At 61.6% G+C, this 20400-nt stretch carries 17 protein-coding genes; 4 read left to right on the top strand and 13 right to left on the bottom strand.

Annotated elements, in window-relative coordinates; translation table 11 throughout:
* Nucleotides 1-72 precede the first annotated feature (72 nt).
* Entirely contained in the window at nucleotides 73-2565 is a 2493-nt protein-coding gene (locus tag VJ604_RS01220; RefSeq protein ID WP_324079560.1) for a helicase C-terminal domain-containing protein, read from the bottom strand.
* Between the two features lie 116 nt (nucleotides 2566-2681).
* Between VJ604_RS01220 and VJ604_RS01215 the strand changes: the two genes are divergently transcribed.
* The 3 genes from VJ604_RS01215 to mnmL all read left to right on the top strand — a co-directional run bounded on the left by VJ604_RS01215 (nucleotide 2682) and on the right by mnmL (nucleotide 4489).
* Entirely contained in the window at nucleotides 2682-3026 is a 345-nt protein-coding gene (locus VJ604_RS01215) for an HIT domain-containing protein (RefSeq protein WP_324079559.1), read from the top strand.
* Nucleotides 3027-3051: 25 nt separating this feature from the next.
* Complete coding sequence (locus VJ604_RS01210; RefSeq protein ID WP_324079558.1) at nucleotides 3052-3459, top strand: hypothetical protein; 408 nt, start codon at nucleotides 3052-3054, stop codon at nucleotides 3457-3459.
* Nucleotides 3460-3568: 109 nt separating this feature from the next.
* Nucleotides 3569-4489, top strand: a complete 921-nt coding sequence (mnmL, locus tag VJ604_RS01205) for a tRNA modification radical SAM protein MnmL/YtqA (RefSeq protein WP_324079557.1) — start codon at nucleotides 3569-3571, stop codon at nucleotides 4487-4489.
* Here mnmL and VJ604_RS01200 read toward each other — a convergent pair.
* The 11 genes from VJ604_RS01200 to VJ604_RS01150 all read right to left on the bottom strand — a co-directional run bounded on the left by VJ604_RS01200 (nucleotide 4470) and on the right by VJ604_RS01150 (nucleotide 17023).
* Entirely contained in the window at nucleotides 4470-4850 is a 381-nt protein-coding gene (locus tag VJ604_RS01200; protein ID WP_324079556.1) for a type II toxin-antitoxin system VapC family toxin, read from the bottom strand. The genes mnmL and VJ604_RS01200 overlap by 20 nt on opposite strands.
* The gene (locus tag VJ604_RS01195) at nucleotides 4851-5084 is read right to left on the bottom strand and encodes a type II toxin-antitoxin system Phd/YefM family antitoxin (RefSeq protein WP_324079555.1); all 234 of its coding nucleotides are present in this window, start codon (nucleotides 5082-5084) and stop codon (nucleotides 4851-4853) included. It abuts the gene before it with no gap.
* Nucleotides 5085-5179: 95 nt separating this feature from the next.
* Nucleotides 5180-7630, bottom strand: a complete 2451-nt coding sequence (locus VJ604_RS01190; RefSeq protein ID WP_324079554.1) for a hypothetical protein — start codon at nucleotides 7628-7630, stop codon at nucleotides 5180-5182.
* Nucleotides 7631-7785: 155 nt separating this feature from the next.
* Nucleotides 7786-9279 (bottom strand): Dyp-type peroxidase, encoded by a 1494-nt coding sequence (locus VJ604_RS01185; RefSeq protein ID WP_324079553.1) that lies wholly within the window; start codon nucleotides 9277-9279, stop codon nucleotides 7786-7788.
* A 154-nt stretch (nucleotides 9280-9433) separates the two neighbouring features.
* Entirely contained in the window at nucleotides 9434-10735 is a 1302-nt protein-coding gene (locus VJ604_RS01180) for a hypothetical protein (protein ID WP_324079552.1), read from the bottom strand.
* Entirely contained in the window at nucleotides 10732-11988 is a 1257-nt protein-coding gene (locus VJ604_RS01175; protein ID WP_324079551.1) for a catalase family protein, read from the bottom strand. Before VJ604_RS01175 ends, VJ604_RS01180 begins: the two co-directional genes overlap by 4 nt.
* Before the next feature lie 170 nt (nucleotides 11989-12158).
* Nucleotides 12159-12608 carry a hypothetical protein gene (locus VJ604_RS01170; protein WP_324079550.1) on the bottom strand — a complete coding sequence of 150 codons (450 nt, stop codon included), beginning with the start codon at nucleotides 12606-12608 and terminating at the stop codon, nucleotides 12159-12161.
* Between the two features lie 469 nt (nucleotides 12609-13077).
* A complete protein-coding gene (locus VJ604_RS01165) occupies nucleotides 13078-14994 on the bottom strand; it encodes a GMC family oxidoreductase (protein WP_324079549.1) in 1917 nt (638 codons plus the stop codon).
* A gap of 109 nt (nucleotides 14995-15103) precedes the next feature.
* A complete protein-coding gene (locus VJ604_RS01160) occupies nucleotides 15104-15514 on the bottom strand; it encodes a type II toxin-antitoxin system VapC family toxin (RefSeq protein WP_324079548.1) in 411 nt (136 codons plus the stop codon).
* Nucleotides 15496-15729, bottom strand: coding sequence for a type II toxin-antitoxin system Phd/YefM family antitoxin (locus tag VJ604_RS01155; protein ID WP_324079547.1), 234 nt, complete (start codon nucleotides 15727-15729; stop codon nucleotides 15496-15498). The genes VJ604_RS01160 and VJ604_RS01155 overlap by 19 nt, the downstream gene beginning before the upstream one ends.
* 64 nt (nucleotides 15730-15793) lie before the next feature.
* The gene (locus VJ604_RS01150; RefSeq protein ID WP_324079546.1) at nucleotides 15794-17023 is read right to left on the bottom strand and encodes a BamA/TamA family outer membrane protein; all 1230 of its coding nucleotides are present in this window, start codon (nucleotides 17021-17023) and stop codon (nucleotides 15794-15796) included.
* Nucleotides 17024-17325: 302 nt separating this feature from the next.
* On the opposite strand from VJ604_RS01150, the gene flhA reads away from it, so the two are divergent.
* Nucleotides 17326-19434 (top strand): flagellar biosynthesis protein FlhA, encoded by a 2109-nt coding sequence (gene flhA / locus VJ604_RS01145; protein ID WP_324079545.1) that lies wholly within the window; start codon nucleotides 17326-17328, stop codon nucleotides 19432-19434.
* Here flhA and VJ604_RS01140 read toward each other — a convergent pair.
* The coding region (locus VJ604_RS01140) for a tetratricopeptide repeat protein (RefSeq protein ID WP_324079544.1) at nucleotides 19361-20400 on the bottom strand (1040 nt) is incomplete at its 5' end. The genes flhA and VJ604_RS01140 overlap by 74 nt on opposite strands.

The raw sequence follows: 20400 nt of genomic DNA, 5'->3' as shown, positions 1-20400 counted from the left end.
CTCGCCCCTTCAGCCCCCGCCCTCACCCCTGCCCCCTCTCCCCCGAGGGGGCGAGGGGAAACTGACTCCTATCTACATCGGCCCGAAGAAGGCTTCCAGCTGCTCACAGAGCGTTTCCTCGGCTCCCTTCACCACGGTCACCCCGTGCAGCGCAGTGAGGAAAACCTTGCCGTAGTTCTTGGTCAGCACCCGCGAGTCGAGGATCAGCACGGCGCCGCGGTCCTCCTTGCTCCTGATCAATCTCCCGAAGCCCTGCTTGAACTTGATGACCGCCTGCGGCACCGTGTAGCTCATGAAGGGATCGCCCCCCATCGCTGTAATGTGCTCGCTCCTCGCCTCCAGGATCGGCTCGGTGGGGACTCGGAAGGGGAGCCTGGTGATCACTACCAGTTCCAGCCCTTTCCCCTGTACGTCCACCCCCTCCCAAAACGAATCGGTGCCGAAGAGAACCGGATTGACGGCGGTCCGGTACCTGGTCAGAAGGAGGTGGCGGTTGGTGTCACCCTGGCGCATCGGGGTCAGGCCGGCCGCCTTGAGCGGCCCGTTCAGCCTGTTGCTGACCTTGATCAGCAGGTCGTAGGAGGTGAACAGCACGAAGGCGCGCCCCTGCGAGATCTTGAGCGCCTTCAGCAGGTGCTCGCACAGGCGTGCCTCGAACATCGGGGAGGTCGGCTCCGGCATGTCGGAGGGGACCGCCACGAAGGCCTGCTTGGCATAGTCGAACGGAGAAGGGAGCAGCAGTTCAGCGACCCTTTCCTTGACCAGCAGATCAATACCTGTCCTTCGCTTCAGAAAATCGAATTTCTCACCCACCGCGAGGGTTGCCGAAGTAACCACCACGGTTTTGAACTTGTCGAGGATCGCCTTGCGAATCGAGTCGGCAACTTCCAGCGGCGAGGAGCAGAGCTTGGCAACCGGACCCTTCTTCAGCTCGAACCAGCGGCAGAAATCCTCGTCACGGGCGGTGAAAAACCGCAAGGCCTCCACGGTCAATTCGAGCCTTCCCTGTATCCCGTGGAGATCGGTGAGCGGGCCTGCCAGCTTTTCCAGGATTTTGTCCGAAAGCCTCCCGCATCCTTTCAGGAAGGCCTGGATATTCACGGCGTAGTCACCGAGTTCCTTGCACATCTCCTCGACGTGCACGATCACCTCGGTCCAAAGCGGGGTGCTGTAGGTGGAAGGGATCAACCGCAGCTTCTGCTCGAAACCGTCCTTCTTCAGGTATTTCAGCAGGGCATCGGCGATCGCGTCCATCCCGCGCGTGACCGAGTTCAGCACGGCGACTCGCTTCGGGATCAGTTTCCCCTCCAGCACCTCGGCGAGTTCCAGGTAGAGGTCGTCCTGCTCCTCGGGGACTGCGGCGGCAAGTTGGGTGGAGAGCTGGGGCAGCACGCCGCGGTGCGCCTTCTTCGGGTGCTGCAGCTTGCCGAACAGCTTCACCAAGGCAAGGCGGGAGACCTGGCTGGAGAGGAAGTTGGTGGCGACATCCTCGAGGTGGTGTCCTTCATCGAAGATCAGGCGGGTGAACGGAGGAAGGATGGCGGTGTTGTCGTAGCCGGTCTCCTGGCGCACCGAGAGGTCGGCCATCAGCAGGGCGTGGTTGACCACCAGGAGGTCGGCGCCAGCGGCCTCGCGACGTGCCTTGTAGAAGAAGCAGCGTGCGTAGTAGGCGCATTTCACGCGACTGCACTGGTCCGCCTCGCAGCAAAGCTCCTCCCACACCTCATCCTTGGGGATGAAGGAGAGGTCGCTGCGGCAGCCGTCTTCGGTCTGCTTGCTCCACGAGACGATGGCGTCCAGTTCCACGGCGGTCTCGTCCTTGAAAAGAGAGGAGTCGGCGGCGTTCACGTAGAGCTTGCGCAGGCAGAGGTAGTTGCCGCGCCCCTTCACCAGCACCGCCCGGAATTTCACCTCGGCATGTTGCTGCAGGAAGGGGATATCCTTCTGGACCAGCTGCTCCTGGAGGTTGATGGTGTTGGTGGAGACCACCACCCGCTCCTTGTTGCGGACCGACCAGAGGGCTGCCGGCAGCAGGTACGCCAAAGATTTTCCCGTCCCGGTGCCCGCCTCGATGACGTCGACCCGCTCCTCGTTGAACGCCTCGGCAACCGTAACGGCCATCCGGGTCTGCTCAGTCCGGTGCTCGTATCCCGGAAGCTTCCTGGAGAGGACTCCTTCGGGTGCGTAGAAATCTTCGATCTCCGCATAGGAGAGGCGTTCCACGTTCTTGCGCTGGAAAGGGGCGACGACCTGGTTACAGCGCTGGGCCTGGTTATCGACGATGTAGAAGCCGACACCCTGGTTGCCGAGCAGCGAGGCGATTTCCACGTCGGCCTGGGAGGGGGTGAGGTTACCGGAGGGGTGGTTGTGGATCACGACGTCGCCGAAGGTGCAGGCGATCATGATGGCAGGGACCGCGTCGCGGTTGCCGCGGGCGAGGGCCTCGACCTCCACGACCACGCGAGCTTCATCGGTACGACCCAGGAAAAAGACTTCATTGCCGTCGGCTTGGCGGATAGCATCTCGCATCTGCTCGATGGCATTGGCTGTAAAAGACTTTTGCATAGCCTTTGAAAATACAGGGTTTAGGCGACGGGCGCAATCCCTTCTTTTACCTCTTGCAAGCAAACCCTCAAGTACGTATGCTCATGCCGTTCAACCTTCATAAAGGAAAATCAACTATGCCAGAACCCAGCTGTGATTTTTATTGCGGTAAGATCCTCACAGGCGAACTGAGCGTTCCCGTTTATTTCGAAAACGACCAGGTCTTCGCCTTTCACCACACCAACCCTCTCTGGGAGAACCACGTCGTCCTGCTTCCCAAGAAGCACATCGAATCCCTCCTCGCCTTGGAGGAAGCCGACAACGATCTGCTGCTGGAGCTGATGCGGACTGCGAAGATGATCGCCGGTGATTTCATGGCCCGTTTCGGGGCAGCCCGAGTCTATACCAACCTGGGGGATTACCAGTCCTCCAAGCATCTGCACTGGCACATCGGCAGCGGCGAGCAGCTTAGACCGTACTGAAGATGCCAGCTTTTGGGAGGTGAGCATGCGTATTTGGGGATTGGGACGCTGTGCCGTGGTGGCGGTGCTGATAGCCATGATGACCTCTGCCTGTGCACCATCAATGCCCTACGTACTTGGCAACGGCTTCTATTCGGAAAAGTACTCCAAAGCCCAGGTTCAGGCGGCAGCGAACAACGGCAAACTCAAATTCCTCGGCAAGTTCACCGAGGATAGTACCGCGTGCGGCCTCTACGTTCAGGAATGGTCCGATAGTGATCTGGTTCTTCCCGTGGTCAAGTCACATCTCAACAGCCTGGGGGGGAACGCCGCGGATAACATCATCGCGAAGTGGAACTTCTCCGACTTCTTGCTGGCCATAACCCTTTTGCCTGCGATAGCGGGTTGCCGAAGCTACACAATAAGCGGCGAAATACTCCTTGTTCAGCCGTGACGCGAGAACTGTGGCTGCCATAACTCCAGCGGAGGGAGCCGAAAAAGCTTACGTACAGACGGTTCCCTATTTCCCTGCAGATGTGATAGAAGAGGAGGCTGGAGGATGGATGCATCGTTACAACGCTTTTTCGGATGAGTTGAAACGGGTCTTCGGCTGCAAGGTGCAGAGGCTCTCGGTTGATGCCGGATTTACCTGCCCCAACCGCGACGGCAGCCTCGGCTCGGAGGGGTGCATCTTCTGCGGCGGCAAGGGCTCCGGATCGTATGGCATCCTGCGCGGCGCCGGTGTGGCGGAACAGCTCGAACACGCCAAGGAAGTGATGGTCCGTAAGTACAAGGCTTCCCGTTTCATCGCCTACTTCCAGTCCTACTCCAACACCTACGCCCCGGTCGATCACCTCAAAGCTCTTTACGACGAAGCTCTCTCCGTCCCGGACGTGGTTGGGCTCATAGTTGGTACCAGGCCGGACTGCCTCCCCCCGGATACTCTCGATCTCCTCGCCTCATATGCCGAACGCTGCTACTTCTGGCTGGAACTGGGCCTGCAGTCGCCGCTGGACCGGACCCTTTCCGCTATCGGCAGGGGGCACGACGTCGCCTCCTTCACAACGGCGGTGGAGGAATGCAAGAAGCGGGGGATCAGGGTCTGCGCCCATGTGATCCTGGGGCTGCCGGGTGAGAGCCGGGAGGAGATGCTGGCGGGGGCCGAGTTTCTGAACGGGATCGGCGTGGACGGGGTGAAGCTTCATCTGCTCCACGTGATGCGCGGGACGAGGCTGGCGGACCAGTACCAGCAAGGAGAGGTGCGGGAAATGGATCGTGATCGGTACGTAGGATTGGTCTGCGATTACCTGGAGCGGCTGGATCCGAAGATCGTCGTGCAGCGCCTGACCGGCGACGGCAATCGCCAGGATCTGATCGCCCCGCTCTGGTCGCTGCACAAGTTCGAGGTGCTTAACTGCATCGATAACGAGTTGAAAAGAAGGGGAAGCCGGCAGGGGAGTGTGTTTAAGGGGAGAATTTCTTGATCTCGACTCCGCTCATCGCTTTGTAGTGCTTGTCATTCCCTGTTAACAGAGGAAAACCGCAGGCTACAGCAGATGCCCCAATTAAGGCGTCAGCTATCTCGACAGAATGGCTGAGATAACGTTGTTCAACAAAGAACATGGCTTTAGCTGAAATTTCCTCCGTCAAGTAGACGATCCTAGCGTTCCACCGGTGAAGGGACTGTCGCAGTTTGTATAGTTCCCTCTTATTTCGCATACCTTGGACAAGTTCCATGTAGGTAATGACGGAGATTGAGAACCCCGCTAAGCCTTCGATGAAATCGTAGGCCCTTTCATTGCCCCGCATATACCAGATCAGAACATCCGAATCGACCAGCAGCATTTAGAATCTTCCCTTTCTCAGGTTTCTCACATATGCATCAACATCGGCAGTCTCTTCACGGTCCTTCCAGATGCCAAAGAGTTCACTTTTTTCTGCTTTGCTGCCCGGTTCGGAATAAGGAACCAGTTTGGCGCAAGGTCGTCCCCGAAACGTTATGATGACCTCTTCACCCCTGTTGACGGTGTCCAATAGTTCCTTGGAGTGGAACCTGAGCTCTTTTGCTGTGGCTATCATCGTTTGTCTCCAGTCAGCTTTAGTTTACACTGCAAAATGTAAACTAAAGCTGACTGAAGGTCAATTGAAAGTGACCACCGCGGAACGGCAATAGGCTAAAACGTCTTGAGGAACTCGATCAGCGCCCGCTTGTCGGGATCGGTCAGCGGTGGCTCTTCGGCGAAGAAGCTGGTGCCGAAGTAGTGGCCGCGATTGACGACGAAATCCGGGCATTTGCTCAACGCGAACAGGTCGGGCACCAGGTTGGCGAAGACCCGGCGGTTCTTTGCTTCGTCGGGATGCACCGCCAGCTCGGCGAGGTCATGCTTCATCTTGATCAGCAGCGCGAACACCCTCTTCTCGTGCTTCAGTTTCGCCTCCCCCACTAATCCCTCTCCCTTCAGATCCAGGTTCGCCAGCAGGTTGATCGGCGTCCCCTTCGGAATCGGCCCCAGCACCAACCCGTCGTAGTCGAAGAAGGCCGGCAGCCACCGCTGCCCCGGTTCGATGAGCGGTTTCAGATAGTCGGGCAGGAATCCGGTCGCGATCCGGATGTAACTCGTCTCGGTGGTCCGATCCATCAACCCCGGCACCTTGTCCGGAAGCAGGAGGTCCTTGGCGCGTTTTTCCGGCCAGAGCATCTGCTCGATGGAATTCTGGAAGGAGTGCATCCGTCCCTCCACCGACGGCCTTGGATCGAACAGCCCCACCGAGTTGTTGAGGAGGAAGGGGGCCGACGACCAGAGGCTGGCCAGGGAAGCGGGGCGCGTGTAGCCACGCCCGCCGGCCGGCATCTTGTAGGAAAGAGGCTGCCCGTTGTACGGGTCGTAGACGGTGATGGTCCCGACTGAGGGGAGGTCCTTGTAGGTCTGCGCGGAGAAATTGTCCCAGATGTTGCCGGCGATGGCGTTGGTCGCCAGGGGGCTGCAGGCGTTGGTCTGCAGCAGGGTGACCGGCACGCGCTGATCGGTGGAGAGGAAGTTGTTGTCGAGGAAATCGGGCTGCAGCACGATGGTCCTCATCTTCGCTTTGAAATCTTCAGTTTTGGTCCATTCCCAGTACTTATTCCAGCAGGCGAGGTAATCCTTCCCGGAGCAGCCGCCGGGATCGAGTCCCGGGGCGGGCGTCGGCAGTTTGCTCGAGTGGCAACGTGCGCAGCGCTCGGCAAAGACGATCTTCCCTCGTTGCAGGGTGGCACGGTCAGTACTGAGGTATGCCGCCCCTCCCGGTGCCTCCTGCAAATGATGGGGCTTGGTCACCTTGGGGTTCAGGAAGAAGAGAGCCATGTTGGGGGTCTGCTGCTGGGTCGCTTCCCAGTACGCCGAGTTCCGGTTGGCGTCGGCGATCTTGATGGGGGTGATGGTCTGGCCGCCGACCAGGGCGCGGAAATGGAGCAGCCATTCCTCGCTGAACAGGCCGATGTTGAGGTAGACGCGGTTCAAGGCGCCCAGCACGCCGACCGAGTCGGAGCCGTCCTTGAGGACGCGCGGGGTGTAGACCGTGTCGGGGGCTTGGAAAAATTGGGTGAGCGGCCCCGATTTGATGAAGTCGTTCAGCTGCTTGTTGTTCAGGCCGCCGCCGGCAAGCGTCTCCTTGCCCCAGCGCTGGGCCATCGCCATGCGCGCACCAAAGGCGTAGACCGAGTTCATGGTGCGCGGGTTGTTGATGTTGTCGCTGGAGATGAGCGAGGTGTCCAGCGTGCCGGGTCGCGAGGTGTAGAAGAGCTGGAGCGGGAAGTTCGTCAGGTCGTGTTTCCAGGCCAGTACGCGCGAGACCCAGAAGTACTGGGCGCCCACGTTGGAGCAGATGTTCTCCCACTTCGGGTTGTTGGGATCGTCCGGCGGCTTTACCGGGCTGGGACCGACATGGCAGAAGGCGCAGGACATGGCGACGCGGTACGGCTTGATCAGCTTCTTATCGTTGTAATAGGAAGGATCGGTGTAGTAGCGCTTCGGGTCCCATCTTTTGGCCGCTGCTTCGTCGAAGTCGGGATTGGGGAAGAGGCGAAGACCGACCACCCCGGTGGCGTAGCCGTAGTAGGAACCGATGGGCAGGTTCTTGCCGCGTGCTCCGATCTTCACGCCTGGATACTTCTGCTCGTTCTCGAAGGGGTCGGCGGGGCAGGCCGGGTCGCGCGCGTCAAGCCAGAGCCCGAAACGGTTGGGATCGGGACCGGTGGCCTGCTTGAAGCAGGGCTCGTTGACCAGGCCCATGTAGTTCCAGCGGTTGGCGCGCGAGCCGGCTAGCCCGGGATAGGAGGAGATCGTTTTCAGCAGGTCGACGGTCCCCATGCTGGTGACGGAAAGGGTGTCCCAGAACTTGTCCTCGCCGCCGGTCCAGACGAGCCACATGTTGCGCCCCTTGATCTCCTCCGGCGAAAGCTGGATACCGCCGTCCATGTCGTGGAAGTAATCCTCGTCGGCGGCGGGGAAGGAAGATGCCTCCCGGCCGGCGAGGCGGGCCTCATCCTTGACATAACCGGTTTGCGGTCCTTTATTGCAGCCGATGACCGAGAGGGCGGCGATGAGGCCGCACAGAAGACAGGTACGACGAACTAGTGTCATCATCTGAAACCTCCTTTACCGGCTCTCCTCCTCCCGGAGGGGGGAGGTCGGGTGGGGGGAGCAATGTCTCAATGGAGGGGAGGCCGCGTCCTGAAATGGGAGTGAGCTCCCCCTCCCTAGCCCTCCCCCTTCGGGAGAGGGGATGTCGGACGGGTCAGTTAGCTTAGTCGGGAGAAATAGCGCAGGGCGCTCAGGCTGGGGAGGAAGAAGTAGCCTCCTCCCCGCACCGTCACAAACTGCGGCAGATCTGTCAGACGCTCGGGCAGCCCGTTTTCCTTGGGCACCGAGAAGGTGTCCGTCACCGGGTTCCCCGTGACCTTTTCCCGGTTGCCGAGCAGGGGATCGCTCTCCTCGGTCAGGGCATTGAACTTGGTGTTCATCACCCAGGCGTTCTGGACAAACTCGAACTGGCGGAGGATGTTGGCGGCAAGGCAGATAAAGTGGATGCCATGCTCGCCGGTATCCGGGACATCCGCCACCGCCTGCTCGGGAGAAAGCCCCGGTCCGTATTCCCTCCCACGCCTCAGCAGGCGATGGAAACGGGCGGAGGCCTCCACGTCATCGCGAAACGCCTTGGCCCCGAAACCCAGCGTTCGGAGCAGTTTGGCGATCAGCCCCTCCGGGTGGCCGGGCAGATCGGGGTTGCGCGGGTTGGCCCGCCGAATATGTGCGCCGAAGGGGCAACGGGTACCCCTGGGGTCGGCATCGTAGGTGAAACCGTTTTTCACGAAGTCTGCCTTGTCGACACCTTCGATGGGTGCGATGGAATGGGACACCAGCGGATCGCCGTTCATCTTCCGGCCGACCATCTTTTCCGCCAGGGCCTCCCGTGCTCTCGGATCGGAGCCGGTCTTTGCATCAAGGAAACGCCAGAAGCCGCGGACGTCCTGCTGCAGATGCCGGAACACCAGGTAGCTTCCGTTTCGCCCAAGGTCGCGTTTATCGGGTACATCTTCTGCTTCGGGGAGCAGGCCGGCTTGGGGCTGGGCAGGATCGAGCAAGGGGCGGTCGGTGTATCTGCCGTACTCATTGGGATATCCAAGCAGAAATTCGCCCAGGGAGGCCAGGTTTTCATAGGAGAGCCGGTCCTTGCCGGTAGGCAGTTGCCGCTCCCAGTCGATGGTCGGCTGGCTGATACCGTCGGCGAATCCAAACGGTTCGATCCCGTCCAGGTCGGAGGTGGTGAGACAGTCCAGCACCTCGAAGGCATCCTTCCAGGTGGCGGTTTGCAGTTGCTCCATCCAGACCTGGAGGCGGCCTGGTTGGGCGTACAACATGATCACCAGGTCCACCGTTTTGCCCGCTCCCCCCCACTGCCAGTTTTGCGGCGCGTTGGCCCCCACATCACCAAGGCGACGGGAGCGGCTTTCGTGACCAGCCATCCCGGCGAGGAACTCCGGCGAAAAGCCTCCCAAGATATCCTGCGGGACCCCCAGCGTCCGCAGCCCTTCCGCGCTGAACGCCACCTGCAGGGCAGTTTCAGGGGGAGATGACAACGTTTCCGCGGTCGAAACCGGTGCCTCGGCCAGCCAGGCGCGCGCGGCTCCGGCATGGCGGATCTTCAGCAACAGGAAGCATGCTTCGGAGAGTTTGTGATACCCGAAGCGGACGATCCCCTGGATGTCCTTGTAATCGACTGGCGATACAGTCATAGCTGCCGTCACCTCGTTCTTTCTTCCGACTCTCCCTCAACCGGCCTTCGGCCCCCCTCTCCCCTGAAGGGGTGAGGGATCAAGCTCCTGCCCACTCTCCCTCACCCCGACCCTCCCCCGGAGGGGGAGGGGGCAAGGCTACGAGTTGGCATCTCTAGAAGAGGTCGAGCCACTGCTGGATTTGCGCATCACTCATCGAGGACTTCTCCAATCCCTCTCGGATCAGCATGTTCCTGCGCTTGTCCATGGCGGTCAGGCCGGGGTGGGCGTTGTACCAGACCTGGGTCGGCAACTGGTGCCGCCGGAGATATCTCTTGAAGTTGAGCTCGTCCTTGGCGCCGTCCAGAATCAGCCAGTTGGTCCTCGGATAGCCGAGGCCGTTACTGAAGGCGAGGTTGAGCCCGAAGCCGACCTTGTTGATGAAATCATCCATGTAGCTTTCCAGGCTGCCGTCGTAGTTGCTGGCGAACAGTACCCTCTTATGGTTGTCGAGGAAGACCCAGCGGGCGAAGTGGATGGTGGTTACGCGAGCCAGCCGGCCCCGGTTGAAGACGTGCCGGGCGGCGTAATCGATCAACAGGAAGAAGAAGGCGATGGTGGAAAGCCGGAAGAAGCCGGGCTTGAGGCTCCCGAACGCGGTGAACTGGTTGGTCACCTCCCGGTCTTCCTGCGAGGCGAGTTGGTCGGCGTGGGCGGGATCGACCCTCGGCGCGATGACGGGGGCGCTTTTCTCCTGCCGGCGGAGTTCGACGAGGAAGAAGGGAAGGTAGATGAGCAGGAAGGGGAGCGCCAGCAGCAGTAGCAGCGGCACCCCGACCAGGTGGAGGAGATTCTTCACTCGCCATCCCATCGGCGTGGGCGGTCGCGGTGTCAGCACGATCCGCCCGGCGCTCCGCTCCGCGTCGACATGGCTTCTCACTGTCTCGTAAAGCTTGCGTGGCGCCAGGGTGCTCAATGACGCCTCATGCTCACGCAGGTAACGCTGAAGCGCCTGATGCAGCGCCTCCTCCTCGTCGACCTGTCGTGCAGTTCTCCCGATCCAGTTCACATAGCTGGCTGCCGGAGCCTTCTGGCGGACGATCATCCACCCCAGGAGATCGGTGGTGCCATTGAACGATTTGCAGTGCGAGAAAATCTGCCGGAGACCGTCGCCTGCCTTCTCAAGCAGTTGCTCAAGGAAATCGTGGGCATCTCCATCCACATCCCCCAGGAATACCAGGTAGAGGGGATAGTCGGGGCGCGGCAGACCGTAGACCGTGATGTCGTTGGCGGTCTCGTCGTCCAGGATGACGAAGCGCGCGAAGTGGAGATTTTCAAATCTGGCGAAGGGGACCAGCGCGTTGAAAGGATCCACTACCCCTGGCCCGCTGTTCATGGTCGCCAATAACCGCCGCAGGGCCGTTTCCTGCCTGCGGTCGATGTCGGCAACGATCATGAAGGAGGATTGGGGCATCATGGCTGGTCGAATACCTCGTCTCCGGTCGGCTCGTAGAAAGGCTCGTTGTTCATGGTGTGGCGCAACTTGGCCAGGGTCTCGTACATCCTGCGCCGCGCACGGCTCTGGTTGCCAAGCGGCCGGTGCTCCGGGATGCAGTGCCAAGGGGTGAAGGTGAGCCGCCGGTCGAAATCGAGCTGGGCCGGCGAGTCGAACTTCTGACGCGGCAGTCGCAGGGTCGCCACCGAAACCCTGGGCGAGAGCTTCTCCGGCCAGAGCACCGCCGCGTTCTCGATCGGCATCAGGAACGGGTCGGTCTGCAACTGCAGCCGCATGTCGAACTCCACGTCACCTTTGTCCAAAGCGGCAACCATGGCGTTTCTGAGGTAGTCATCCGGCGGGCGAAGCGGCAGCCTCGGGATCGGCGTGCGGTGCTGCCACTTCGGCCAGAAGGAGTACTGCATGGCCTGCCCTTCTCCCAGAAGGTAGGGAACGCAGCTGAAGTAGGGGGCCTCGAAGGGGCTCGTCTGGGTCTTGATCCACAAGGACTGCATGATCAGGTCGAGCACGTGCGGATGATGCAGGTTCAGGAAGTAGAAGATCTGTGCGTTTTTCAGGCTCTGGATCTGCAACTGGGCGTTGGCCTTGGTGTCCGGGGTGACGAAGGTCGGGGTGACCACCCCCAGGAAGTCCTGGGTGTGCTTCTCCTGGTCGGTCAGCTTGGGCCCCGGGACACCCATCAACTTGACGCTGATGCTCATGAAGCCGACGTCGTCGATATCGGGCGTGATGTAGGGGCCGGGGCCGGAGAACCTGACCCAGGCCTGGTAGGTGCGGGGCTTGGCGAAGATGCCGTGGCGGAACTGCCCGGGGAGGTTCTCGTGAACGATGAACTCGCCCTGCACGATGCCGTGCGTTTTGGTGTTGCCTCCCCGTTCGAAGCGGCCCGGCTGCCACAGCCCGCGCATCTGGACGTCGAAGCTGGAGATGATCGACTCCAGATGCGCCTCCTCGTCGGGTTGTATCCGCTCCTCGGCGAGCTTCAGTCCGTCATCCTTGCGTTGCGCGTTGATCAGCGCGGTCACCCCCCTGGCGATGGGATCGCGCAAGAGCGCGTCGAAAGCGGGACGCACGAAGGGATCCAGGCGCCTGACGACGTGGACAAAGGTCATGGAGGCGTTCGCTATCAGGTTCAGGAAGCCTGACCCCGTGTTGGCATGGGGTACTGGACGATCAGGATTTCTGCTCATGGCGAAGATCCTTGCGCTGTTCATATCCTCCCTCCCCCTAGAGGGTCGGGATGAGGGAACTCTGCGCATGCAGGCTGCCTGCCGAATGCGGGCTTCCCTCACCCGCCCTTCGGGCACCCTCTCCCGGGGGGCGAGGGGATATAATGCTCCGTGAGTTGCCGCACCCCGACGGCTATGGAACCGGCGCTGCCCTCTTACGGTCTCGAGTTGTTCCCGAACTGCAGAGAGAAATGGATGGTCCGCTCCTTGTCCCAGAACACGATGCCGAGGTAGGTGCCCGGCGCTATCTGCCGGATCTCGTCGCGTATGTGTTTGGCAACGATGGACGTTTTCGAGTAGTCCAGAACGATGCACTCCTTGTTGTCGTACCAGCTCTCCCCTTTGTAGACTTCGGCCACGATGGCGTTCACTCCGAGAGGAAGGATCCGGTTGGTGAGGGTTCCTTTTGCCGCGTTGAAGGTCTTCCCTTTCCAGCCGAAGATCTCGATGATGGAGGCGATGGTTGAGTTGAAGCTGGTGCCGGGGGCGATGATGGCGGTCCCGTCCGCTTCACCGTTGGGGATCTCGCCTGCCGGACTCTTTGAGAAAAGGTCGTCCAGTTCCTGCTGGGTCATTGCCAGAAGCTGCGATGCTGTGTAGGGCATGGTCTCTCTCCTTAAGGTGTTCAGTGTGAATGACAGCGGACAATAAACGTGTGTAAAATTAAATTAAAAATAACTATTAAACTGGATTGCGCAGATGTCAAGCGAGATATGTCAGCGGGTGTGAGTTGGCAGTGACGGAGAAGGTTTAGCTGTGAGAACAGCGGTGCGGGAGGTGGTGCTGATAGGCCAGGGGAGATGGCCGCTGTGACAGTCTGAGCTCCGTTAAAGAGTACAGCTGGAGCCGCTTTGACGGATTCAAAAAGGTATCCCTCTGTCTCCAGCATTGTCCGGTAAGGACGTGCACTAACTCAATCCCCCTCTGCCAGCTCTCCCTCTCCCTGCGGGAGAAGGCCGGGGTGAGGGGACTATCCACGAAGATGCGGGGTTTCCCTCACCCCTACCCTCCCCCGTAGGGGGAGGGAGAGTTTTTGAGTGTCCGGAAAAGGTGGATAGCCCAAAGGGGGCAGGATCAGGACGGCGGTGCGGTTGGCGCCCCTGCCGCGTCGGCCAGGATGGCCTCGGCGGCCTTCTCGCCCACCATGTACACCGAACTCATGATGAAGAAGCCAGGTATGCGCGGGAATATTGAGGCGTCCACCACCCGCAGACCTTGCACGCCGTAGACGCGGAAGTTGCTGTCGAGGACTCCCTGCTGATCCCGCGGCCCGATGGCGCAACTGCAGGAGGCATGGTGGCCCCAGGCGTGGGCGCGCACGAAATCCCTCAGTTCCTCCTCACTCTCTACCTCCTTGCCCGGCATCTCTTCCTTGGCGACCAGTCCCTGTCGCTCCAGCGGCTCGGTCAGTTTCCGGACGAAGCGGATCCCTTCCACCACCGAGTCCAGGTCTTCCTTGCCGTCCTCGGTACCCTCGTCGAAGTAGCGGAAGTTTATCTCCGGCATGTCCCGCGGGTCGCCCGAGCGCAAGGTGACCTCGCCGGCCCGGTTGTTGGTGTGCCCTTTGAGGATGGCCCAGGTCAAACAGTTGAGGTCCTTGGCGAAGAGGCTGGAATAATTGGGGTAATAACCTTCGAACCGGCCGAGGAAGGCGACGCAGAAGAGATCGGGGAGCGGCCGCTCGGGTGCTGACCGCTTGAAGAGGGCGAGCGTTGCGCCGTTGGTGATGTAGGGACCCATCCGGTACTCTTCCCATTCCCGGTACTGCGGGTCGTCGGTGGTGAAATGGGCACCGTGGAAGATGTGCCACGCCTCGAAGTTCATACGGCTGACGACGCCGACTTCGTAGCGGTCCTGCAGGTTTTTGCCGACGCCCGGAAGATCGACCTTTACCTCGATGCCGTGCCGGGTGAGCTCCTGGCGCGGCCCGATCCCCGACAGCATCAGCAACTGCGGGGTATTGAAGGCCCCGCCCGAGAGGATGACCTCACGCGAGGCATACGCTCTGCCGGGTTCGCCGGATATCTCGCTGGGCCGGCCACTGGCCCGGTACAGCCGCTCCCCTTTCAGGTATTCGACTCCGATTGCACGTCCGTTTTCATCCAGGATGACGCGGGTGGCGAGCGTGTTCAGCTCGATGCGCAGCCGCTCAGGGTATCTCTCGACCACCTCCAGGGCCCTCTCGCGCGCCCCCGCCCGACCGTGCTTCCTGGTGGAAAGCGGGATGTAGCGGATGCCGAAGGCGTTCTCCTTCACCGTCCGCCAGTCGTTAGGGTCGAGCAGCCCCTGGGCCAGCCAGCGGACCCGGTCCGCGCGGTTGCCGATGTTCTCCATGGCGGCATCGGTGGACATCAGCAGCGTCTCCAGCAGATCCGCATTGGAAAGGGGGACCATGGGGATGGCTTTTTCGGTGCTGAGCCAGCCGCTGAAGCCGTGCCGGGAAGGGTTGATGCCAACCTTGGACAGCAGGCGCTGGAAGGGGCGGTGATGGCAGTTTTCCAGACGCTGGAAGTAGTCGCGCATCCGCTCGGCACTCCAGCTGGAGTCGCCGGTGAGAGCGGCGATGCCGTCCCAGTCGGCATCGTGGGGGTAGAGGAAGAACATGGCGTTGTGGGCGGTGCAGCCTCCCAGGGTGCCGGCCCGGGGGTAGAGGACCCCCTCCACCCGTTTGCCCTGCCACTCCTCCAGGTACTTGGGGTCGCAGCGTTGCAGCTTATCGTCGCCGTAGTGGCGGACGAAGAAGTCCCACTTCATCGCCTCGTTCTCGGAGGCGAAGGGGTGGAAACAGGGGACGTCGTAGTCGGCCGGCAGGCGGTTCCGACCCGGCTCGATGGGTGCCCCGCCGGAGAGTGCGCGAGGATCGCCACCCGCCTCCAGCAGGAGCACCCTATGCCCCGCCTCGGCCAGCCGCGCCGCCACCGTCCCCCCGCCCGCGCCCGAGCCGACCACGATGTATTCGCAATCGTTTGCGCCATTCGAATAAGATGTCATAACGACTCCGGTTATGAGTTCGTATTAATACTGAGTGAGTATAACCGAATTGATAGGGGATGGCGGTGAAGTCACCTTTTACTGCGAGGACGGAGCGTGTGGGGGCGCTTTACCAGATGGTCTTCAGGTGGGGGTAGCTGCGCAGCTTGTCGTCTTTGGTGACGAGTTCTGCCCCCAGCGAAAGCGCTGTGGCGGCGATGATGCGATCGGCGGGATGGGGGTGAGGGAAATCCGGCAGCCTGACAGCCTCAACGGCAATGGCGCTGGTTATCGGCACAAAGGAAAGGAAGGGGAGAGCTTCGCAGCGACAAAGCCAGTCGCGGACATCGAGGGCGAGTTTCAGTCGCCGGCGCTCTACCAGCAGGGCGATTTCCCAGGAGCTGATAGTCGAGACACGGATGGAGCCGGCATGGAGGGCACTGTCGATTGCCGTTTTTGCAGAGGCGCTCAAGACGGAAGGATCGTTGATCCACCAGAGGAGGATGTGGGTATCCAGCACGATCACTTCAGTGCTTCCCATTCATCGACGGCAACCGGCTCAAATGGATCACGATATTCCAGGACGGTGTTGCGCAACCCCCGGAAGCACGCCTCAGGGTCCTGTGTGTAGGGGACGACTTTCAGGACGGGACGACCATGGTCGGTGATGATCAGTTCCTCCCCGGTCTGCTCTATCTTCCGGAAATATTCCAGCGAACGTGGCTTGAACTGGGATTTGGATACGGTACGCGCCATGGCACACCTCCCGTCGTTATGACCATGTTGCCATAGTCACATTTTCCCCACGACGGGTGGCGGGCTAGAACGGATATCCCAGCCCCACGAATACCGCGGGGCCCTCTTTGCCGACCCCCACGTCGATGCGGCCCACGATGTTGGGGCGGATGACGGCCCGCAGCCCCAGCCCGGGGTTGAACTGGAACGCCCTGGAGTTGGCCTCCACCAGCGAGGTCATCACGCTCCCCAGGTCGATGAAAGGGGCCATCTCCCAGTCGGCGGTCACCCCGAACAGCTCCCACCGGAACAGCCTGATCCTCTCCTCCAGGTTGAGCAGCAGGAAGCTGCTGTCGATAAAACGGTTGCGGCCGTACCCCCTGAGGGTGTTCTCGCCGCCCAAAGAGCTTCTCTCCAGGAAGGGGACGTCCTCGCCCAGGGTCTGGCTGTATTCGAACCTGGCCACGCTGATGAAGCGGGCGTCCATGAGGGGAAGGTATCCTTTCACTTCGGTGTCGTAGTGACGGTAATCGGCGCTTCCCCCCAGGGCCTGGGCATTGTTGTCGATGGAGACCTTGAGCCGGATGCCGGTGGTCGGCATGGTGTTGGAGTCCAGCGTGTTGTAAACCACGCCCAGCGACTGTGCGTGCGCCACGAAGCCGTGGACGCCGGGGACGTTGGCGAACCGGGGGAGGATGTAGGGGACGCTGGTGACCGCGCCGGGATCGATGTCCACGATCCTCAGGCGCTCGCCGAACACGACCTGGGTATGGTCGAAGGGGAGAGGATAGCCGGCCGTGACGGTGAAGCCGGTTTCCTGGTCGGCGTAGTTGGTCTCCATCTGCTTCTTGCTGTCCTGGAAGCCGTAGAAGCGGGCGGAGCCGTCGGCGAAGGTGTAGAGGAAGGCGTTCAGCTCCAGCTTCTTGTCCATCAGGGTCTGGTCGCGCAGCCTCAGCTCGTAATCGAAGTTGATCTTGGCCGACTGCGAGATGTTCCACTCGTAGCTGCGGTCGCGGGAGGGATAGTACGCCCCGTAGACGGTGCCGGTGGTGCCGTAGAGGTCGTTGTAGTTGACCTGGGGCGCGAGCAGCGTGCAGACCTCGTCCTTGTCGTTGTGGAGCAGGAAGGCGGCCAGCGCGCCGTAGGTGATCCCCTCGTTGGGATTGGCGGAGATGGCGGGGAGCGGGATGGTCACCACTTTCACGTTCTGCTCGGAGAGCGGCGAGATGGGGACACTGCCGGGGGGGAGATAGCTGGTGCAGCCGGTCAAGAGGGCGACCAGCAGCATGCATGTTACGAGGAGCCTGGCGAGCATGAAGTCACATCCAAAAAATTGAAAGAACATAGCGGGTTGCGGAGGTTTTGACAACAAAAAAATGCCACTGGTACTGGTCTCAACGGGGTGGTAACCTGCGTCGCCCAGGTCAAAATGTTGACTCGTATCGGTTAAAATGACGTGTGCGGCCTCCCGCATCCCTCCAGCTCACCCCTCCCGGAACTCTCATCTCCCCGCTCATCCCCGCTGCACCTTGGCGGCCCCGGCCTTTCCCGGAGGATGGCATACCGGTTGCACTACCTGCCACAGCAAAACCCACTTTTGGCGAGGAAGCTATCCGTATGTCCACAACCGCAGCGCATACCCTGACGGCCCCGGCCGGCAGAAATTCGGATATCTACCTGGCGGTAGCCCTGATCGGCATACTGTCCCTGATGATCATCCCGCTGCCGGCGTTTCTGCTCGACCTCTTCCTGGCGGCCAACATCACCATGGCCCTGGTCATCCTGCTGGTCTGCCTCTACACCATCCAGCCGCTCGACTTCTCGGTCTTCCCGTCCATCCTCTTGGTCACCACGCTCTTCAGGCTGGCCCTGAACATCGCCTCCACCCGTCTCATCCTTTTGCACGGCAACGAGGGGACCGAGGCGGCGGGCGGGGTGATCAAGGCCTTCGGGCAGTTCGTGGTGGGCGGCAACTACGTGGTGGGCGCGGTCATCTTCCTGATCCTGGTGATCATCAACTTCGTGGTCATCACCAAGGGCGCCGGGCGCGTCGCCGAGGTGGCCGCCAGGTTCACCCTGGACGCCATGCCCGGCAAGCAGATGGCGATCGACGCCGACCTCTCCAACGGGCTATTGACCGACAAGGAGGCCAAGCTCCGCAGGAAGAACATCGCCCGCGAGGCCGACTTCTACGGCTCCATGGACGGTGCCTCCAAGTTCGTGCGCGGGGACGCGGTGGCCGGCATCATGATCATGCTGGTCAACATCGTGGGGGGCTTCGTGATCGGGGTCTGGCAGAAGGGGATGCCGCTCACCGACGCCCTCTCCAACTACACGCTTTTGACCATCGGCGAGGGGCTGGTCGCCCAGGTGCCGGCGCTCATCATCTCCACCGCGGCCGGCGTCATCGTGACCCGATCGGCTGACGAGAACAACTTCGGCCACGAGATCGCCGGCCAGCTATTGAACTACCCGAAGGCCTTCATGGTGGCCTCCGGCGTGCTCTTCCTGTTCGCCATCATCCCGGGGCTTCCCCACTTCGCCTTCCTGCTTCTCTCCGGCATCGCCTACCTGGTCTCCAAGCTGGCGGTCGAGAAGAAGGTGGAGCAGGTGGAGGAGGCGGCCGCGGCGCAGGTGGCCGACGAGGAGCTGGACCAGATCAGCTCGATCAGGCCCCTGGACATGCTGGAGCTGGAGGTGGGCTACGGCCTGGTCCCCATGGTGGACGCCAACCAGCAGGGGGAGCTTTTGGACCGCATCCGCTCCATCAGGAAGCAGGTGGCGGACCGCATGGGCTTCATCGTTCCCCCCATCCACATCCACGACAACCTGCAGCTGAAGCCCTACGAGTACAACATCCTGATCAACGGCGCCAAAGTGGGGGGCGGCGAGCTCTCCGGGCAGTACCTGGCCATGGACTCTGGCGGGGCCACCGGCCAGTTGGACGGCATCCGCACCACCGAGCCGGTCTTCGGGCTCCCCGCCATCTGGATCAAGGGGAAAGAGCGGGAGCGCGCCCAGGTGTCGGGTTACACGGTGGTGGACAACACCACCATCCTGGCTACCCACATCAGCGAGATCATCAAGAAACACGCCCACGAGCTGGTGGGGCGCCAGGAGCTGCAGCAGCTTTTGGACGGCATCGCCGCCACCCTCCCCAAGGTGGTGGAGGAGCTGGTTCCCTCGCTGCTTTCCCTGGGCACCGTGCTGCGGGTGGTCAAGAACCTGTTGAAGGAGAACGTCTCCATCCGCGACCTCCGCTCCATCCTGGAGACCCTGGCCGACTACGGCGGGGTCACCAAGGACCCCGACATGCTGACCGAGTTCGTGCGGCAGAGCCTGGGGCGCTACATCGTGGAGCAGTACAAGCGCGAGGACGACACCCTCTGCGTGCTTACCATGGAGCGCGAGGTCGAGGAGACCGTGGCCGACGCGGTGCAGCTCTCCGAGCAGGGGAGCTACCTGGCCATCGACCCCCACCAGGCCCAGCGCATCCTGCAGGCCATCAGGCGCAACGCCGAGCAGTTCGACTCGGCGGGCTCGCTGCCGGTCTTGATGGCATCGCCGACTATCCGGCGCCATGTCAAGAAGCTGACTGAACGCTACCTGCCCAACCTCGCGGTGATCTCCCACAACGAGATCCCGCCCAACATTAAAATCCAATCTCTAGCGCCCTCTGCAGGAAGGACTCCGCTTCCTCCGGCTGGCCGACTCCGACCGAGATGATGCCCAGGTTGAGCAGCGTCTCCACGTCGCGGGGATCTTTCCGGTGCAGTTCCAGGTAGATGCCGATGGCCTCGTTGACCTCGCCCGTCTCCACGTACAGCATGTCGGCAAGGTTCTTCTGATAGGTGCTCTCCTCCGGGCTCAGCTCTACCGCGCGGCGATAATGGCTAAGCGATCTCTCCTTCTCTCCCAGGCGGTAATAGGTGGCGGCCAGGTCGTTGTGGGCCACGGCGTGCCCGGGGTAGCACTCCAGGTGCCTCTCCAGCGCCTGCGCGGCCTGCTGCTGGTCATCTCCGTTCACCATGTGCTGGAGTTGCAGGTACGCCTCGTCCGCGTTCTGCTCGGGTGTGGGCTGCGGCATGGATATCTTCGCCGGCTGGGGAGCGGCGGCTTGCTGCGGCGGGGCCTCCCGGTGCTGGTGCTGTGCTGCCGCCGTCGCGCTGTGCTGTCCGGTTTCCCCTGCGAAGAGCTGCAGTCCGGTGAAGGAAGGAACGTGCAGCATCGAGAAGCGGGCGGCCGTCCTCAGCATCAGGTCGTGCAGCCCGTCGTCGGTCGCGGCGAACCCTCCCACCGTGTCATGGAGTTCTCTGCGCCACATCGGGTGCGGGGCCACCTCGGAAGCCCGGGCAAGCTGCTGCTGGTTGTAATCCGGCCACATCATCTTCCCGTAACTGGTGTGGTTGGCGAAGCACTCGTGGGGGACGGTGGTGAAGCAGGTATCCCCGTAAGCCATCATCGCCTCCGGATGCTGCTCCAGCGCTGCCGACAACAGCCGGTAGGCATCCTCGCTCATCCGGTCAGCGGCGTCGAGAACGGTGATGAAACGGCCGGACGCCATCCTCACCGCCAGGTCGACCCCCGCATGTCGCCCGTGGGCTGCGGCGATTCTCAGGGAGATCACGTTGCGGTGGCTGCGCTGGAAATCGGCGACGATGGCGCTCTCCGCCTGCTCCGAGGCCTGATCGA

This window comes from Geomonas sp., from assembly GCF_035254065.1.
In the GTDB taxonomy this organism is placed as follows: Bacteria; Desulfobacterota; Desulfuromonadia; order Geobacterales; family Geobacteraceae; genus Geomonas.
Note: the sequence above shows the minus strand (reverse complement) of the source record. Positions and strands in the feature narration are given on the sequence as shown.

Bases quoted from the DNA above. Each gene is read 5' to 3' on its own strand.
- VJ604_RS01220 (WP_324079560.1), bottom strand. From the start codon at position 2,565: ATGCAAAAGTCTTTTACAGCCAATGCCATCGAGCAGATGCGAGATGCT.
- VJ604_RS01215 (WP_324079559.1), top strand. From the start codon at position 2,682: ATGCCAGAACCCAGCTGTGATTTTTATTGCGGTAAGATCCTCACAGGC.
- VJ604_RS01210 (WP_324079558.1), top strand. From the start codon at position 3,052: ATGCGTATTTGGGGATTGGGACGCTGTGCCGTGGTGGCGGTGCTGATA.
- mnmL (WP_324079557.1), top strand. From the start codon at position 3,569: ATGCATCGTTACAACGCTTTTTCGGATGAGTTGAAACGGGTCTTCGGC.
- VJ604_RS01200 (WP_324079556.1), bottom strand. From the start codon at position 4,850: ATGCTGCTGGTCGATTCGGATGTTCTGATCTGGTATATGCGGGGCAAT.
- VJ604_RS01195 (WP_324079555.1), bottom strand. From the start codon at position 5,084: ATGATAGCCACAGCAAAAGAGCTCAGGTTCCACTCCAAGGAACTATTG.
- VJ604_RS01190 (WP_324079554.1), bottom strand. From the start codon at position 7,630: ATGATGACACTAGTTCGTCGTACCTGTCTTCTGTGCGGCCTCATCGCC.
- VJ604_RS01185 (WP_324079553.1), bottom strand. From the start codon at position 9,279: ATGACTGTATCGCCAGTCGATTACAAGGACATCCAGGGGATCGTCCGC.
- VJ604_RS01180 (WP_324079552.1), bottom strand. From the start codon at position 10,735: ATGATGCCCCAATCCTCCTTCATGATCGTTGCCGACATCGACCGCAGG.
- VJ604_RS01175 (WP_324079551.1), bottom strand. From the start codon at position 11,988: ATGAACAGCGCAAGGATCTTCGCCATGAGCAGAAATCCTGATCGTCCA.
- VJ604_RS01170 (WP_324079550.1), bottom strand. From the start codon at position 12,608: ATGCCCTACACAGCATCGCAGCTTCTGGCAATGACCCAGCAGGAACTG.
- VJ604_RS01165 (WP_324079549.1), bottom strand. From the start codon at position 14,994: ATGACATCTTATTCGAATGGCGCAAACGATTGCGAATACATCGTGGTC.
- VJ604_RS01160 (WP_324079548.1), bottom strand. From the start codon at position 15,514: ATGGGAAGCACTGAAGTGATCGTGCTGGATACCCACATCCTCCTCTGG.
- VJ604_RS01155 (WP_324079547.1), bottom strand. From the start codon at position 15,729: ATGGCGCGTACCGTATCCAAATCCCAGTTCAAGCCACGTTCGCTGGAA.
- VJ604_RS01150 (WP_324079546.1), bottom strand. From the start codon at position 17,023: ATGCTCGCCAGGCTCCTCGTAACATGCATGCTGCTGGTCGCCCTCTTG.
- flhA (WP_324079545.1), top strand. From the start codon at position 17,326: ATGTCCACAACCGCAGCGCATACCCTGACGGCCCCGGCCGGCAGAAAT.